Here is a 14,906-nt window from a genome sequence, read left to right on the forward strand (position 1 = left end):
AAGCGATCGTTCAAGCCTTTAGTCAGATTACATTGCGAGACATCCATCACTGGTTTACCCATTGTTGCTATTGCGATACCCCTTTTAAAGAGCCTACCTAGTCATCCATGCTGTACCTCATTCAACTGAAACCCGCTATAAACGGCTTGAGGAATGATAATTGTTCCATAGAGTTGATGCAAAAGGGTTAACTGGTTAACGGTGGCTAGGTTGGTAATGGGTGAGGTGTCACTCACGACGATCATAGTCTGCCTAGTTTTTGTAAGGTTTGGATATCTTCTTCTAATTCTTCAAGGTCATAATGGACACAAATCTCTCTTAGATTAAGTTCGTGTTGAAATTGGAGGAGGTTCATACCTGCGAGATGACGGGCTTTGCCGATGCTGATTTTGTCTTGTTTAAAGAGCATGATGGCGATTTCTAGTTTTAGCTCGTCTTCGGAGAGTCCTGATGCGGTCAGTATGTCATTAGGAATAACTACGCTCATAATTTTTAGGGGTTGGCGATTGTCAAATCAGCGATGGTTTTATGATAGCTCGCTTGTGTTTAGTGCCTTGAGGGAGGTTTATGATTTCTCCAATCTCCATTAAAAAGAAGCAAATATCAAATAATCCTCTTTTAAATAGCAAAAAAAGAGACCCTTGCGGTTCTCCTGTTGTAATCCCTTCAATTAAAGCTTAGTTTTTGTCTGCCTGGGTGGGGCGGCGCTTGAAGCCAGCCCCCAGAGCGACGACAGCCCCCAGACCGACGAGGGCAGAGGGTTCCGGGGTTTGAGCGGGAGGAGCAGCATCGCATTTAAACCCACAGCTGCAATCAATGTGCATGGTACGTTCCCCAAAAATCGATCGCTGGAGCAGTAGGAGCCACATTAGGGAACGCACCCTACAGCGATTGCGTACTGCTACGCAGTGCCTTCGGCATCGCACTGGCTACGAAGTAAAAACAGTTCGGCAAATGACAAGTTCAGCGGATTGGTTGGCAACAGTTTATTTCTGGATCGGACAAATCTCAAAAGCTAATTCGTTTCGATAAAAGCACACATTAAATTCTGCAAAAAAGTTCATGTGACCTAAAATTACTGGTACATCTGTTGATTGAGTCCACGCAAAGGCAAGTAAAACAGGAGCAAAATGTGCAACTGTCCCAGTCACAACCAGCCCTCGTGACTCACTATGGACAAGGTTTCCACTTAAGGGAATTTGAACAGTTTGATTTTCCCAGACCGCCTCTAACTGTAATCCGATTTCGTAGGGTAAGACATTAACACTAGCACCCGTATCCAATAAAGCCATAACCTCTATTGACTGTTGTCCATCAGTTAAGGTTAGCGGCAAGTATGGCAAGATGCTAGACCGACCAGAACTGTCAGTCCGTTCTGTAAAAGAAAAGCGATGACCGTCAAGCATTTGATACTCCCTTTGCCGACACCAAAAGCTCAGACAAAGCGTGAACAGCTTGATGATCTGCTTGAGGCGACCAGACAACCGCGTTAGTAACCGCTAGTTGCTTGATCAGCATATTTTCATTATGCTCATTACTTGCAGTGTCTAGGCTACATCCTTCCTCTTTGGCTACTGCAAGCAAAAGATAGTGAATAAGCCTGAGCTTGTCTTGATGCGTTAGTTGACTGACAGTTGGCAGGAGTTCGATAAGGGACATATTAAACATCTGGTGTTGCTATCTAATTTGGATCATAGCATCTTCCTAAATCTACCTCTCCCATCAAGGAATACAGCTGCAATCAATGTGCATGGTGCGTTCCCCAAAAATCTATTAGTGGAGCAGTAGGAGACACATTAGGGAACGCAGCTTACAAGATTGCTACAAGATCTTCCATTAAGGAACGCACCCTACTGGATTGTTTCAGCTAAAATAGGGCAATAGATTTCGGCTTAAAGTCTTAGATTATAGAATTTCTAGCATTTTTCTAATACACCAAATTAGCTGAAACAATCCACTACAGTGATCGCCTCCTACAAAACAAGTCTAAATGTTTCCCATTCCCGCGGTAGCAGTGCCACCGCTTCTAATCTACCACCACCACCATCTCGTGCCATAACATAACGCCCATCAAAAGCACGGAGGGTAAAGGTTAATGCACCCGTCAGAATGAATTCAAAAATACTGTTTCTGCCAATTGCCGCATCAGTAGCTTGAATCGTGGCATCTGGCGAACCAGCAACCGCGAGAAATCTACCATTAGATGCCTGTAATGCGATCTTTCCTTCACCAACAGGTCTAAAAGTAAAGCGACTTTGTGCTTCAGAGCCAGTACCTGTAGCAGTAATACCACTCGTTCCCGCTAGCCGAACAAACTGTCCACCAAAGCTCCTGAATCGGATGCTGGTGTCACGTCCCACGCCTGGGGTTATCGCCCAAACTCTGATCGGCTGTTCACCAGAGAAACGGTGTAAGGGAACACCAGCACTGCTAAAGAGTAAACCTGATGCACCTGTTGAGCTAGACCATCGAATACTTAGCTCGTCAACATTCCAATTGTCAGTTGTATCAGAAGGCAAGTCTTGACCTGAGTAATATTGAAGACCAACTCGCTGGATTTGTGAAAGACGCCTGGGTGGACTAATGGCGATCGCTGGAGCGGAGTAGGTTGTATTACCGCCTAATGCATCTGGTGTGGGGATTCGACGACGGGGTAAATCCGAATCACTACTTCCAAGAATGAGATCGACTTCTGACGCACGCCGCAAGTCGTCACCGCCTGTTCGCAAAATGACCGATACTTGGTTTACGAGTGGGTCAGTGCTGTCGAGAGGGATATCGAAGCTGCGACGTGCCCAAGAACAACCGACACGGTATGAACCACCGACTCCATCACAGGTAATTGTAAGTAGCGGTCCTTCAGGGCGACCCGAAAACGAAAAGCTGGCTGAATCCATATCTTGCCGAATTGCTTGTGGAGGAAACGTATCGCTTCCCAAAGCACCAAAAACACGATCTAGGATAAAGTCCAATGCTCCAGCGACAATAGATGCTACTGTTCCATAGGAGGTAACGGCACCAACTACCGCACCAATTAGTCTATTAATCGCACGAGCTACATCGCGGATTGCGTCATTAACACCGCTGCCAAACGGTTCGTCATCTCTTTCAGTGAGCGTTAATAGAGCCGTGTAACTACGAGGATAACTGGTTACTTCGTTTAGGTCAAACTGATATATAACTAAAGGAACTGGAAAATCAACGCGAGAACCTGTCCTAAAATTAGTGCCTGCCAGGATAGGACTAGAAACGTCTGTATCTCCTGTTTCATCAATCGCGATAATTCTTACGTCAATTGCATCAGGATCTATCTCTGGAAATTCTTTTCGCGTTTCTCGTACACATTCCACACTATGAATCCGAAACTGTAGGACATCAAAAAAAGCCATTAGTGTTTTCTCCTTCTAATCGAGATATTTTGGCACCGAATACTGTTTACACTGCATTAGACTTGTTGCGAATTAAATAGGCGAGTTCTCCAAAATCTTTATCAAATGTCAAGAGAATACGATTTTCTGCTTGGGCGCGACTTAAAACTTCACGGTCCGAGATTCCGGGGGATTCCACCCTAATCCACAGGACATCATGGCCATTTTGTCGTAGGGCTTCAACCGCATCAAGGGGGAAATTTTCGTTCGCTAGAAAACGCATCAGTTAAGCAGGAATAGCATAGACTTTCTCAGACTTGAGCATTACACTAGCATAGCTAAGACAAGCTTGAATATCTTCTACTGTAATACCTGGGTAGTTTCGCAGAATTTCATCAATACTCCAACCTTGGGCGAGAAGATCGATGATAAATTCAACCGCAATCCTTGTTCCTTTAATGATAGGTTTTCCCACCAAAATATCGGGATTTAGTGTAATTCGAGTTTCCCAGTCCATAGCTACATCATTGAAAGTGTTTTCAAAAAGGTCAAGGCTGCGTCGGACGCACCCTATATCTCGTTTTATTATAACAGGATTTGGTATCACAACTTCAATAAATGTGCATGGTGCGTTCCCCAAAAATCGATCGCTGGAGCAGTAGGAGTCGCCTTAGGGAACGCACCCTACAAGATCGGCTACTATCTCTCGACGCTTTACATTAAACTTAATCATCTTTGGAACCTAGTTTCATGAATAGTACAGGGAAACTTTCCGTATAACACTCTCCAGAGTAACAATATGGGTCAACTTTCGGTATATCACTCTATTTAGGCGCAATTGCAAGAACTTTTCCCCATATCACGCCCAAAAGCGTGTTAGCCAGATTAGCTTACTGCAAACAATCTCTTTTTAAGGAGACTTATCACAGAAGCTTTCTAGAAATCTAGCAAAGATTCTTATATCTGGCTGTACTTTGTCACAGAATTTCACTATTATTTCGGGTAAGGTATGGTAAATCCCTTGATAGATTCAATCGGGACTAACTTCTGGGAAAACCGCTATAGATCTCCTGCAAAAATCAAAAATCTGACCTTAAGTGAGGAGAATCCGAGACAGGAGGAGAAAAAAGACAGAAAAATTTAGTACAAAAGCTCTGCTCTCCCTGCTCTGGCGCTCCCTAGCTTACCAGAGGTCGATTGCGACGACAATTATCGCAATGACCACAGCGAAAATTATCGGCATTTTCCTGAAAACCAAAGGCATTTAAGAGAAAGTGCCAACGACAGCGACGGGTATAGAGGTAGGGAAACATCTCATTTTTGGGTTTAAAAGTCATCTTGGCTGAATTATGAGGATAAATAAGCCGATAATGAAAAGGATCGAGCCATTCTAGGCGATCAAGACTGTGTAAAAGGGAGAGAATGAGCGCACCATCGGGAAATTCGGCACTAATCGCCTCTACTTTGCCCTCTAGGGGAATTTGGGCTAAAATTTGCCAAGCTTGTCGGTATTGGCGTTCCTGTTGGGAGTTAAAGAATTTTTGCTGGTTTTTATCGCTATTATCTAACCATCCCGTCGGTTCACTAATTAAGGTGAGAGCCTGCATTTTACCCCCATCGCGACCACCGCGGCCGATTTCCTGTAGGTATTCCGATAGTAAAGCTGGGGGTTGGTAGTGGACAACCCAACGCACATCGGGTTTATTGATACCCATGCCAAAAGCTGAGGTACAGACAACAAAAGTTAAATCCCCCCGCAGCCAATTTTGTTCTATTTCCCGACGCTGAAAGGGCGATAAACCGGCATGATAGGCACTGGTGCGATAGTGGAGAGATTGCAACCATGTCGCTAAATTTTCACTATGGCGACGGGAACGAGTATAGATCAGGCCGGATTGTCGAGGTTGACTGGTGAGGAAGTTTAATAGTTGATGACGACGACAACCGGGGCTAATACATATTTTGGTGCTTAAGTCAAGGTTTTGACGGTAAGGATTTATTAAGAAAAGCTGCGGTTTTTCTAGTTGTAAGACGCGGGTGAGAGTCTCACGGGTGGCGGGGTTAGCGGTGGCGGTAAAAGCAGCGATCGCTATTTGGCTGCCGGCCGGTTTCGATTGTAGAAGAGCGGGACGGACAGCCCCGAGACGACGGTAAGCAGGACGAAAATTATCGCCCCACTGGGTTAAACAATGGGCCTCGTCGAGGATAAGAGCGTTAATTTTAACGTGGGGAAGGGTTAATTTTGACCAGAGGGGCGGACTTAAGAGGGTTTCTGGGGAAAGATAGAGAAGTCGCAGGGTTTGGTCTGCGATCGCGTTTAAGGTTTTCTTTCTCTGTTGTCGGGGGATTTCGTGATGAATCAGGGCGACGGGTAGTTTTTTGGCTAATAATTCCTCCACCTGATTTTCCATCAGGGCCACTAGGGGAGAAATCACTAGGGTTAAGCCGGTTTTTAATAAAGCGGGCAATTGAAAACAGATAGATTTACCGAATCCCGTGGGCATGACAATCAGGGCATCCTTTGCCGCTAAAATTGTCTCGATAATCTGCTGTTGGGGAAAGCGAAAGCTATCATAGCCCCAAATTTTCTGAAAAATAGTCTGGATGCTTTCGGTATTGTGGGAAGACATGGGTTAACTGCTGGGGTGTGGGGTTTAGGGTGTGGGGTGTGGGGTGTAGGGTGTGGGGGAGTTGAGCGGTTTTGACTATCCCGGAAGGGTAACAATTTTTCCCTGGACTTGAATTTTTTTTGCACTTCTTTAATAATCTGTTACACTTATAGCGATCAATCCTTGTCTGGGGAATTACTGATGACTGAACCTGTTAGCACCACTGACCCCGCAGTAGAAACGGCCACCGAAGCGCAACCCAGTTACGTCAAGCTGGCGATGCGGAATATGGTCAAGAAAAAAGGCGTCTCGTTAAAACACTTTTTTTTGACTACAGCAGCCCTATTAGGCTTTTTTGTCGGTATTTCCTATCTGACGCGTCCCTAGGATGAAATCTGGTGAGTGAGACTTTGCCCCTAGTGGTGGATTTATGCCTACAGGATAATTATTTTGATCCCGGAAATAGTCCTGTGGATGGGGAAACTTGGCAATATTGGTTAGAAACATGGTTAGGCTATCTATCGGATTATCTCCCCGTTGCCGCCGGTTATGAACTAAGTTTGCGTTTAACAGACGATCGAGAAATTCGGACCTATAATTCCCAGTATCGCCACAAAGATCAACCGACGGATGTTCTCGCTTTTGCCGCTCTCGAAGTGGATTTCCCAGTCGATGAGGGCATTTTAGAGACAGAACCTTTATATTTGGGGGATATTATCATCTCTGTCGAGACAGCACAACAACAGGCTTTAACACAAAATCATCCTTTGGCGCGAGAATTGGCCTGGTTAACTGCCCACGCTTGTTTACATCTTTTGGGTTGGGACCATCCCGATGAAACAAGTCTGTTAGAAATGCTATCTTTACAGGAAACTTTGTTAAAAGCCGTCGAAATGCCGATACATAGTTAGTTGTTTTTGTCAAGCATTATTGAGGAATATGAAGACAAACTATCATAAAGCCAACCAATCTGCCAGCCTATCTAATCCCTATCTCAACAATAATTTTATCCCTCGATCGGGACAGGTGAGTGAGGGCAACAATCCCAGTCAAAGAGAATACGCTTGGCAAGTCGCCTCGAATCTATTAGTCAGTTTTCGCTACGCTTGGGCAGGAGTTCGTTATGCTTTTGTTAGTCAGAGAAATTTTCGCATTCACACCCTGATTACCCTAGTAGCGATTAGTTGGGGCTTATTTTTGCGGGTTGATGCCATGGAAATGGCGATTGTCACCCTTACCTGCGCTTTGGTGATGGTCTTAGAATTAATCAACACTGCCCTAGAATCAGTGGTAGATCTGACGGTGGGGCAATCCTACCATGATTTAGCCAAAATAGCGAAAGATTGTGCCGCTGGTGCCGTTTTAATCGCCTCGATCGCCGCTTTACTCGTAGCGGCTTTTATTTTTATTCCCCATTTATTAGTTTAAGTGGGAAGCTTTTTTCAGTGTTGCCAAAGGCACGGCGTAGCCGTCCAGTAAACAGTAAACAGTGAACAGTGAACTGAAAACTCAAATCTGATCACTGATAAGCTGTACTGATTTTAAAATGCGTAGGGGAAACTTCAGTACAAATGCTCGAACTTCCTCTCCCTGCTGCCAACTCCGGCACTGCGGTGCAGTCTTAACCAGTAATATTAGATAGTCAACAGCTTAACTGATCAGTCATCACTGATCACTGATAACTGATTTGGCATAAGGGGACTCGACAGCTTTTAGCCAATAAATTTAACTTTTCTTAACCTAAGCCTAAACTGGTAAGGGGAGAGGGTTTCGCTATATATAAAAAATTGTAATCGTCGATACAGCAAAAAATCTCTTTTGTCCCTCTATAGGTTAGACTATAGTTAGTGATAAGACTTCTTTTGTAGATCTTGCAGGAAATCTCCCATGAGTGCCATAACTTTCTCCACCGCTCCCACCGCTTACTCTATCAGGATGATTAAGGACGAAGTCCGTCAGATGGTAGAACAGGGGGTAGTGAGCAGACACCAACCGATCTACACTCTCTGTCAGTTCATTCCCCCCCGGGAGTGGGTTTGTGTTGAATGTGAACTAGAACGGTGTGACTACCTTCTCAGGGATCAAATTGGTGACTTAATCGCCTCGGAATCTTGGGATAATGATTAAATTCTCCCGTTTGCCGATCTGGGCAAAAAGCGGACTGATCAGAAATTTAGCAGCCTTGTCCACTTTCTTAACTATTATAATTCAGCCCCAGTTAGTTCTGGGGCTGAAACTATGGGGACAGGAGGGGGATAATTGTTAAGAAAAAAGAAGTTTTTGTGAGATTTAGCCAAGTTAGTTTAAAAGTTACCCATTGCCAAGGGAAGCTATCTCTAACATCCCAGAATTTTCTCTAACTTAAAATCAGTAGTTGGCGCTGTTGTAAAGAACGCACACCGGTTAATCCCAAAGCAACTTGAGCGTCGATTGCTGCCACGGTTAAACGACCATCACAAGCTTGTAGAAAAGCAAATTCTCTCTCCGAGAGATTAACCGGCCGATAATCGTAGTCTAGAACACTTGCACTAGGCCAACCGTAAAGACAGGGATGAACTTCGGCCACTGCATTCTCTAGGACTTGATCCCCGGACCAATCGGCAGTCAAAATCGGTGGTTTAGCGAGGAAAAATTCATAGTGGGTGATTTCCGGGTCTAATAATTCCGTCAAGCGATAACGTTCCCTTTCCCCTAAATTTTGCGCTCTAGCCATCAATTCGGGGGATTTACCCAATAAACGGTCTAATTGCCAGTAGGAAGGGTTAGAAAAGCCAATAAAGGCTAATCCTGACGCATCAATCAGTTGAAAGAGGGTATCGATATTGTAGTCCACTTCCCGGGGGTGAACGTACATATCAGCGAAGGACTCATCGCGATGATTTTCCATTGACCAACGCTCTTTTTCCCGTTTCAAAATGCGATTATTTTCTGGTAGAGAGGCAAAAATCTCTCGGCCGACAGCGACCCCATCTTTATAATCCCCGCGCCGGTCTCCTTGCAAAAGTGCGATCGCAGATTGCATTAACTGGATTTCCCAGCGTCCCAATTGTGCATAGACGAAAATGTGCAGCAGACCACCGGGGGCCAGTTTTTGTGCGAGGGATTGAATCCCTTGAATCGGGTCCGGGAGATGGTGCAGCACCCCGACGCAGTTAATTAAATCAAATTCTCCCGGGAGATTAGTGGCTGATTCAAGGGGTAAATGGTGAAAATCCAGAGAACCTCGGTGTTTTGGTGCGACTCCCGAACGATTACAGCGTTCTTTGGCAATTTCTAGCGCTTTTTCGCTGATATCTATCGCGACTATATTAGCAAAAGGGTTGAGCGCGAGCAGATATTCGGTTCCCGCACCAGTACCACAACCTGCATCGAGAATGCGGATATCCTCTCGTTCGGGTTTACGATGATAACAAAAGTTATAGGCAGCAATCCAATTCCAGCGCCAATTGTAACCCGGAGGGGGTTCGTCTAGGAGCGGTTCGGGGGGGAAAGGATAGGTATTGTAGAGACGTTGTACAGCAGTGCGAATAGTAGCGTCGTCGGACATGAAAATTGGCGGAGTTTAGGATAACACTCGATCGATTGTCTCACAGACGGCACGGGAAAGTCAGCCGGGTTTTTTTTGAGTTGGTCGAGGGTAAATGATAAATAATCATTATGACTATCCGGTTCTGTGCCAAAATTAGATATTATTTCTTTGGTCGATATTTTTTTCTATTCCTTGTCCTACTGTCTCTTAAGCCTATCTAAGTTTTACTGGCAATTATTCGAGAGTCATTCTCTAACAATTATCTCAAATATAAGCAGCTCTTGCCGATACAAAAATCAATGAAAAACAACGGCAAATTACTGAACATCAAGGATAAACCGCCAGTTCAAGTCTGAATAGCATCACCGTCTGATCTATTTTCAGAGAATACCCCATTCGGGGTACGATAGTCATACTAAATCTGGTTATTAAAAACTGATTATTTATTCCCCCTTTTGCCTCTTGCCTTTTGCCTATTCTTATAAGTAGCCTATACTCAAGGGATTTAGTATAACTATTCTGATTGACTGGTATCACTTGAAATGCCCACACAATTTGCCAATTGTCAATAGGGTATGATACTAAATCCCTTTTTAATAGTACGATTAACTCCCAAGAATGATAAGGAGTAGCAAAATAAAAATGGTTTTTCGGTCACTCGATTGATTTCACTTGCAGTTCTATTGATTGCTAATCCTGCTTGCAAAAAATTGATCGCCCGCAAAGGGAAATCGTTATTGCAAGGATTCTCCAGGATCACCGCCTTCCGATACGGTTTTCCAACCGATCACCAGGAAAATGATTAAAGCAACTATCGCCATAAATAAGCCGATCAGAGTACCGATCATATCCCGGGCGAATTGTAAACTATAGTTAGTTTTTAGATCGGCATTTCCATCCCAAACTACCGTTTTTTCCGCACCGAGAAATAACAAGTGAATCCCCCGAGAAAGAACGAACTCTCCCACGATAGTGAAGATAATTAACTGTTTCAGTCTCACGGGTAACATGGCCAGATATTCGGTAACGATCAAGAGCAACAGAACCACGATAGGAGTCATACTCTCGCCGATAATTCCCCCGCGATGAAATCCGGGTTGCAGGAAACAACCTCCCAAAAAACCGCTCGCGAGTACCGATACTAAAAATGATCTGGGAAACAAAGGTTTACCCTTAACTTTTCCGAAAACTCGTTTCCCGAAAACCGTCAGAAGGACGGCGCTCAGGGTTATCGTTATAGAGCCGGCTAAAACACTAAAATACAAGCGAAACCATGAATTCCACAGCCGATAGCGTAAGATGTAAAGCTCGCTCCCCTCTCCGGGGCCTTTCTGGATTCGATCTTGAACCGCGTCGGAAAGTTCTAGGGGATAAACGCTGGACCAGGCATTGTTGAAAGCATCGGAAATTCTAACGCTCGCGGTCGCCCCCCCCGTCGTTCCCATTGCCGTCTGGAAGATAGAAGCGAGACCGAAGTGAGAGATTCCCCATAAATACCAGGGAAGACACACGGCGATCATGAGGATTAATGGAAAAAATAACTGACGGACTACAAGAGCTAAATTTTTACGATTTACCCAGAGATTATCGATGATCGGGGCGATCACATAGAGTATGGCAGAAGGATGACTGAGAAAAGCTAATCCCCAACTAACTCCACAGCCAATCCAGGAAGGCGAATAGACTCTTGTGCGGGGATTGTTTCTCAAGTCGAGATAGAAATAGATGCCGGTTAAGATATAGACCGTGGCCAATACCTTCGGCCACGGGTAGGTGATCATATTACTCAAATAGGGACTGAAAGCCACGAGGAAAAAGGCTAACGGAATTAACGACGGACGCAGAAAGAGAGGGATTAGGAGGGTCAGGAATACTCCTGGTAAAATCGCAGTAATTTGATAAACCGCAAATGAATTTTCTAAAAGTGCCAGATAATAACTGGAAAATAGATTGAATAAAGGAGTTCTAGAAGTAACATTATAAGTTCCAAAGTAAACCGTATCGGTTTTCTGAAGTCCCAAAAAAATTTGAGCGATATCGAAGTGCATCCACCAATCCCCGTAGTAAAATCCCCCACTGTAAAGCACGACGAAGAATTGCATCCCTAGTAGGACGAGCCAGAACAAGATCGCTAGGTATAGCCATCGATAGTTTTCTCTTTCTTCCGCTTGCCACAATTGTCGCGTCAGTAACCATAGAGAGATAATAAATAAACCAGCCGTCGCTAACAGGAAAAAAGTTCTTCCGGAAAAGCCACAAAGAAAATTAACGAAAGCGATCGCTGATTGTAAAGCCATTCCCCAAGCACCAGCAAGGGCCATACATTCCTTGACGGTAAAGCGCGAGATCGCTCTCAGGCTAACATAGCCGAGGGTGAAAGTTAGGGTTAGCGAGATCGCCCCGAAAAAAAACAACTGTAAAAAGCTTATATTCACGATTAACTATTTATCTGAATCTATTTTAGTGACCCCATCTTTTAATACTATCGAAAAGTTGGGATTAAACCTCAACAAAATTAAAGAACTTCGTCAGAAAGCCATCGAGCTTTTTTTGGATGAGGAGATAGATAATGCTCAATGAAAAGTTTTTGTCAATGTATATTTATGCTTAGATGATCAACAAAGATACGGTGTTTTCTGGACAACAATCAAATATCTGTTCAGCGATTTAATTGAATAATCTTTCCTTTACAAAAAGACAAGAATTATTATAAAAGTTTAGATAAACAAGAAAAAATATAAAGTCTTATGAAGATTATTCAAGAATTATCTCAAAAGTCAACAATTGATGAGATTCTGGACAGATAATGGGGATGGAGGGGTGAATCAACCTGATCCGAAAAAGAGATTGTTGTCGAGAGTCGGAGAGAAAAGCAATGAATATCAAGGATACATTACACAATTTTGTCCAGTACCTAACAGAGGCTTTCGCTCGCATTTTTAGTCCCAACAATGATGAATATCCCGATGTGGGGATGCAGCCTTTTGATTCTGAACCTTACCATGCTCCCAAGGGTAATTCTTAACTAAAAATGACGGATAATTGCTTTGAGATAAAAGTTATGGGTAGGGATAATAACCCTACCTGATTTTATAGAAAAATAATTAATCCTCTGCTTGCCAATCAGGACAACTATCACTATCCCAACCGTAGGGATGGAAACCGCAGACGAGAAGATTACCCCCGTAGATATAACCGTGATAATTACGGCAACCGATACAAGCAGCATGGGTGTTAGGATCGGGGTTAACCTTAGGAGTGAGGGTAAAATCCGAGGGGTCATCTAATTCCGAAAATAAGGACTCATCGAGGTTAAAGAATTCTTCTAATTCCTGGGGTAAAACCTCTTGAATAAACTGTTCCAGATCGATGATAATCTCCTCATTAATTTCTTCGATAGTTTGGGCTACTTCTTGGAAAAAAGTTTCAATTCCCAGGGCGACAGTTTCGATAACTTCCCAAAAATCTTTCTGCCAATCGTCCATGTTTATACTTGCATCCCTTGTCTGGTAATAATTAATTATTTGTCCCTAAAATCTAGGTTTTAATCCTGTTGCAGTTTCCGTAATTCCTCCTGAAGACGTTCCACCTTTTGCCGCAATTCATCTACTTTGGGATCAGCTGCTTTGGTGTCCTCCTCATCTTCAATAATTTCTATCCGTCGGGGTTCATGGGGAATATTAGATTCGTTACCTTCTACCGTTTGCTGTTGTGCCTGTTTCACCAACTCATCAACGTATTTCCGCGCTTCTTCCGCGTTTATTTCGCCGCGAGAAATCATTTCATCGGCTAATTTTTGGGCTTGATTTCTTAATTCTTGTAAATTTACTTCAGCTTTTTCGGCGGCATAAGTAGCAATGCCTACGCCCAAATAAACTGCTTTTTTGACTAAATCACCTAAGTTGGCCATAGCAAAAATCCTGAATCGATCGCTCTTACCTACTAGAATAAACGATCCTTCTCGCAAATGGAGATGGGTTTTGGGAGTCAGTGAACAGTGAACAGTAAACAGTAATCAGTGAACGCTTGCACCTCTATCCAAGAGAGCCATCGGTGAACTGAAAACTGATGAGGTAAAGTTTTGTAAAGAGAGGAGGTGGTGGCGACAGCAAAATTGATCGCTATAAAGATTAAATTTTAGTCAAATTGCTGATTTTTCGCCCTCAAAACGACGATAGAGGTTTATTAGGTCAAAAATGACCTAAATAGTTTGATTAAGCTCAAAATAACTAAATATTGCCTATAGCTGCCGGCAGCCAGCAGCTGGCTGAATTGATTTGTGTTCATCCTCAGCAAAGATTTAAACTAAAGAATCGAGACCAGATTCCCGATTTAATCACAAAAAACTATGTTTCCTATTCATCGCCCCCGTCGTCTGCGTCAAACCCCTCAAATGCGCCGTCTGGTGAGTGAAACCGTCTTGACAGCCAATGACTTTATCTATCCTCTTTTCGCCACGGCGGGGGAAGGTATTGCCCAGGAAGTGAAATCGATGCCGGGGGTGTACCAATTATCAATCGATAAAATTGTTGATGAAGCCAAGGAAGTGCGGGATTTAGGAATTCCAGCGATTATTTTATTCGGGCTGCCGGAAAGTAAAGACACAGAGGCGACGGGAGCATGGCACGATCATGGTATTGTCCAAAAAGCGGCCACAGCAATTAAAGAGGCAGTTCCCGATCTACTCATTGTCGCCGATACTTGTTTGTGTGAATATACCAACCACGGTCATTGTGGTTATCTGCAAACGGGAGATTTAACCGGCAGGGTATTAAACGATCCTACTCTGGGATTATTGCAAAAAACCGCCGTTTCTCAGGTAAAAGCGGGAGTGGATATCATTGCACCTTCGGGAATGATGGATGGTTTTGTGCAGGCAATTCGTCAAGGATTGGATGAGGCGGGTTATAGTGATACACCGATTCTTTCCTATACGGCTAAATATGCCTCTGCCTATTATGGTCCGTTTCGGGATGCCGCCGATTCTACCCCCCAATTCGGCGATCGCAGAACCTACCAAATGGATCCGGGTAATGCCAGGGAAGCTTTAAAAGAGGTGGAATTAGACCTATTAGAGGGAGCAGATATGTTAATGGTTAAACCTGCTCTATCTTACCTGGATATTATCTGGAGAATCAAGGAAATGACTAATTTACCCGTGGCTGCCTACAATGTATCGGGGGAATATTCAATGATTAAAGCGGCGGCGTTAAATGGCTGGATTGACGAAAAACGGGTGACTTTAGAGACTTTAACCAGCTTTAAACGGGCGGGTGCCGATATTATCTTAACCTACCACGCTAAGGATGCCGTGCGCTGGTTAGCAGAGGGTTAAATCGGAAAGGTGACAATTTTTGGCTAACCGATCAGGATAAGGGGGGGTGAGATTGTTACTATTAA

At 43.9% G+C, this 14,906-nt stretch carries 18 protein-coding genes and 1 pseudogene; 6 read left to right on the forward strand and 13 right to left on the reverse strand.

The features are described 5' to 3' along the window. Positions 1–137 precede the first annotated feature (137 nt). The 9 genes and pseudogenes from IM475_RS10445 to IM475_RS10485 all read right to left on the reverse strand — a co-directional run. Positions 138–245, reverse strand: a pseudogene (locus IM475_RS10445) (PIN domain-containing protein); the annotation flags it as partial. Then, complete coding sequence (locus IM475_RS10450; protein WP_002770883.1) at positions 242–487, reverse strand: UPF0175 family protein; 246 nt, start codon at positions 485–487, stop codon at positions 242–244. The pseudogene IM475_RS10445 and the gene IM475_RS10450, both read right to left, overlap by 4 nt. A 190-nt stretch (positions 488–677) precedes the next feature. Beyond that, complete coding sequence (locus IM475_RS10455) at positions 678–824, reverse strand: PEP-CTERM sorting domain-containing protein (RefSeq protein WP_353737446.1); 147 nt, start codon at positions 822–824, stop codon at positions 678–680. A 162-nt stretch (positions 825–986) separates the two neighbouring features. Further along, positions 987–1,406: a pepsin/retropepsin-like aspartic protease family protein gene (locus IM475_RS10460; RefSeq protein ID WP_287659324.1), complete on the reverse strand. Its 420-nt coding sequence runs from the start codon at positions 1,404–1,406 to the stop codon at positions 987–989. Then, on the reverse strand, positions 1,399–1,659 hold the full coding sequence (locus tag IM475_RS10465; protein ID WP_043996091.1) for a hypothetical protein: 261 nt from the start codon (positions 1,657–1,659) through the stop codon (positions 1,399–1,401). The genes IM475_RS10460 and IM475_RS10465 overlap by 8 nt, the downstream gene beginning before the upstream one ends. Positions 1,660–1,973: 314 nt before the next feature. Further along, complete coding sequence (locus IM475_RS10470; protein WP_104396551.1) at positions 1,974–3,389, reverse strand: fascin domain-containing protein; 1,416 nt, start codon at positions 3,387–3,389, stop codon at positions 1,974–1,976. Between the two features lie 46 nt (positions 3,390–3,435). After that, complete coding sequence (locus IM475_RS10475; RefSeq protein WP_287727496.1) at positions 3,436–3,651, reverse strand: DUF5615 family PIN-like protein; 216 nt, start codon at positions 3,649–3,651, stop codon at positions 3,436–3,438. Between the two features lie 3 nt (positions 3,652–3,654). Continuing rightward, on the reverse strand, positions 3,655–3,885 hold the full coding sequence (locus IM475_RS10480; protein WP_002779924.1) for a DUF433 domain-containing protein: 231 nt from the start codon (positions 3,883–3,885) through the stop codon (positions 3,655–3,657). Between the two features lie 661 nt (positions 3,886–4,546). After that, complete coding sequence (locus IM475_RS10485) at positions 4,547–5,998, reverse strand: RecQ family ATP-dependent DNA helicase (RefSeq protein WP_287727497.1); 1,452 nt, start codon at positions 5,996–5,998, stop codon at positions 4,547–4,549. 180 nt (positions 5,999–6,178) lie between these two features. Here IM475_RS10485 and IM475_RS10490 point away from each other — a divergent pair, with 180 nt between their 5' ends. The 4 genes from IM475_RS10490 (at position 6,179) to IM475_RS10505 (ending at position 8,104) form a co-directional block, all read left to right on the forward strand. After that, entirely contained in the window at positions 6,179–6,364 is a 186-nt protein-coding gene (locus tag IM475_RS10490) for a DUF3285 domain-containing protein (protein ID WP_002752941.1), read from the forward strand. Positions 6,365–6,375: 11 nt separating this feature from the next. Next, complete coding sequence (gene ybeY, locus IM475_RS10495) at positions 6,376–6,888, forward strand: rRNA maturation RNase YbeY (protein WP_287727498.1); 513 nt, start codon at positions 6,376–6,378, stop codon at positions 6,886–6,888. Between the two features lie 28 nt (positions 6,889–6,916). Further along, positions 6,917–7,405, forward strand: a complete 489-nt coding sequence (locus tag IM475_RS10500; protein WP_287659330.1) for a diacylglycerol kinase family protein — start codon at positions 6,917–6,919, stop codon at positions 7,403–7,405. Positions 7,406–7,864: 459 nt separating this feature from the next. Beyond that, positions 7,865–8,104, forward strand: coding sequence for a DUF4327 family protein (locus IM475_RS10505; protein ID WP_002738935.1), 240 nt, complete (start codon positions 7,865–7,867; stop codon positions 8,102–8,104). A gap of 229 nt (positions 8,105–8,333) precedes the next feature. Here IM475_RS10505 and IM475_RS10510 read toward each other — a convergent pair whose 3' ends face one another. Beyond that, positions 8,334–9,524: a class I SAM-dependent methyltransferase gene (locus IM475_RS10510; RefSeq protein ID WP_287727499.1), complete on the reverse strand. Its 1,191-nt coding sequence runs from the start codon at positions 9,522–9,524 to the stop codon at positions 8,334–8,336. 716 nt (positions 9,525–10,240) lie between these two features. Further along, the gene (locus IM475_RS10520; RefSeq protein ID WP_287660500.1) at positions 10,241–11,941 is read right to left on the reverse strand and encodes a hypothetical protein; all 1,701 of its coding nucleotides are present in this window, start codon (positions 11,939–11,941) and stop codon (positions 10,241–10,243) included. Between the two features lie 440 nt (positions 11,942–12,381). Between IM475_RS10520 and IM475_RS10525 the strand changes: the two genes are divergently transcribed. After that, positions 12,382–12,531 carry a hypothetical protein gene (locus tag IM475_RS10525; protein ID WP_002752187.1) on the forward strand — a complete coding sequence of 50 codons (150 nt, stop codon included), beginning with the start codon at positions 12,382–12,384 and terminating at the stop codon, positions 12,529–12,531. Positions 12,532–12,610: 79 nt separating this feature from the next. On the opposite strand, the gene IM475_RS10530 is transcribed toward IM475_RS10525, so the two are convergent. Next, a complete protein-coding gene (locus tag IM475_RS10530) occupies positions 12,611–12,991 on the reverse strand; it encodes a hypothetical protein (protein WP_287727500.1) in 381 nt (126 codons plus the stop codon). Between the two features lie 59 nt (positions 12,992–13,050). Further along, positions 13,051–13,416 (reverse strand): phasin family protein, encoded by a 366-nt coding sequence (locus tag IM475_RS10535; RefSeq protein ID WP_286826221.1) that lies wholly within the window; start codon positions 13,414–13,416, stop codon positions 13,051–13,053. 438 nt (positions 13,417–13,854) lie between these two features. On the opposite strand from IM475_RS10535, the gene hemB reads away from it, so the two are divergent. After that, positions 13,855–14,841 (forward strand): porphobilinogen synthase, encoded by a 987-nt coding sequence (hemB, locus tag IM475_RS10540; RefSeq protein WP_287660503.1) that lies wholly within the window; start codon positions 13,855–13,857, stop codon positions 14,839–14,841. The last annotated feature ends 65 nt before the right edge of the window (positions 14,842–14,906 follow it).

Source organism: Microcystis sp. M061S2 (genome assembly GCF_020245605.1).
In the GTDB taxonomy this organism is placed as follows: domain Bacteria; phylum Cyanobacteriota; class Cyanobacteriia; order Cyanobacteriales; family Microcystaceae; genus Microcystis.

What these genes read in the sequence shown, in the direction of transcription:
- IM475_RS10485 (WP_287727497.1), bottom strand. Translation starts at nt 5,998, where the DNA reads ATGTCTTCCCACAATACCGAAAGCATCCAGACTATTTTTCAGAAAATT.
- IM475_RS10535 (WP_286826221.1), bottom strand. Translation starts at nt 13,416, where the DNA reads ATGGCCAACTTAGGTGATTTAGTCAAAAAAGCAGTTTATTTGGGCGTA.
- IM475_RS10455 (WP_353737446.1), bottom strand. Translation starts at nt 824, where the DNA reads ATGCACATTGATTGCAGCTGTGGGTTTAAATGCGATGCTGCTCCTCCC.
- IM475_RS10530 (WP_287727500.1), bottom strand. Translation starts at nt 12,991, where the DNA reads ATGGACGATTGGCAGAAAGATTTTTGGGAAGTTATCGAAACTGTCGCC.
- IM475_RS10470 (WP_104396551.1), bottom strand. Translation starts at nt 3,389, where the DNA reads ATGGCTTTTTTTGATGTCCTACAGTTTCGGATTCATAGTGTGGAATGT.
- IM475_RS10460 (WP_287659324.1), bottom strand. Translation starts at nt 1,406, where the DNA reads ATGCTTGACGGTCATCGCTTTTCTTTTACAGAACGGACTGACAGTTCT.
- IM475_RS10510 (WP_287727499.1), bottom strand. Translation starts at nt 9,524, where the DNA reads ATGTCCGACGACGCTACTATTCGCACTGCTGTACAACGTCTCTACAAT.
- IM475_RS10475 (WP_287727496.1), bottom strand. Translation starts at nt 3,651, where the DNA reads ATGCGTTTTCTAGCGAACGAAAATTTCCCCCTTGATGCGGTTGAAGCC.
- hemB (WP_287660503.1), top strand. Translation starts at nt 13,855, where the DNA reads ATGTTTCCTATTCATCGCCCCCGTCGTCTGCGTCAAACCCCTCAAATG.
- IM475_RS10450 (WP_002770883.1), bottom strand. Translation starts at nt 487, where the DNA reads ATGAGCGTAGTTATTCCTAATGACATACTGACCGCATCAGGACTCTCC.
- IM475_RS10480 (WP_002779924.1), bottom strand. Translation starts at nt 3,885, where the DNA reads ATGGACTGGGAAACTCGAATTACACTAAATCCCGATATTTTGGTGGGA.
- IM475_RS10525 (WP_002752187.1), top strand. Translation starts at nt 12,382, where the DNA reads ATGAATATCAAGGATACATTACACAATTTTGTCCAGTACCTAACAGAG.
- IM475_RS10500 (WP_287659330.1), top strand. Translation starts at nt 6,917, where the DNA reads ATGAAGACAAACTATCATAAAGCCAACCAATCTGCCAGCCTATCTAAT.
- IM475_RS10505 (WP_002738935.1), top strand. Translation starts at nt 7,865, where the DNA reads ATGAGTGCCATAACTTTCTCCACCGCTCCCACCGCTTACTCTATCAGG.
- IM475_RS10490 (WP_002752941.1), top strand. Translation starts at nt 6,179, where the DNA reads ATGACTGAACCTGTTAGCACCACTGACCCCGCAGTAGAAACGGCCACC.
- IM475_RS10465 (WP_043996091.1), bottom strand. Translation starts at nt 1,659, where the DNA reads ATGTCCCTTATCGAACTCCTGCCAACTGTCAGTCAACTAACGCATCAA.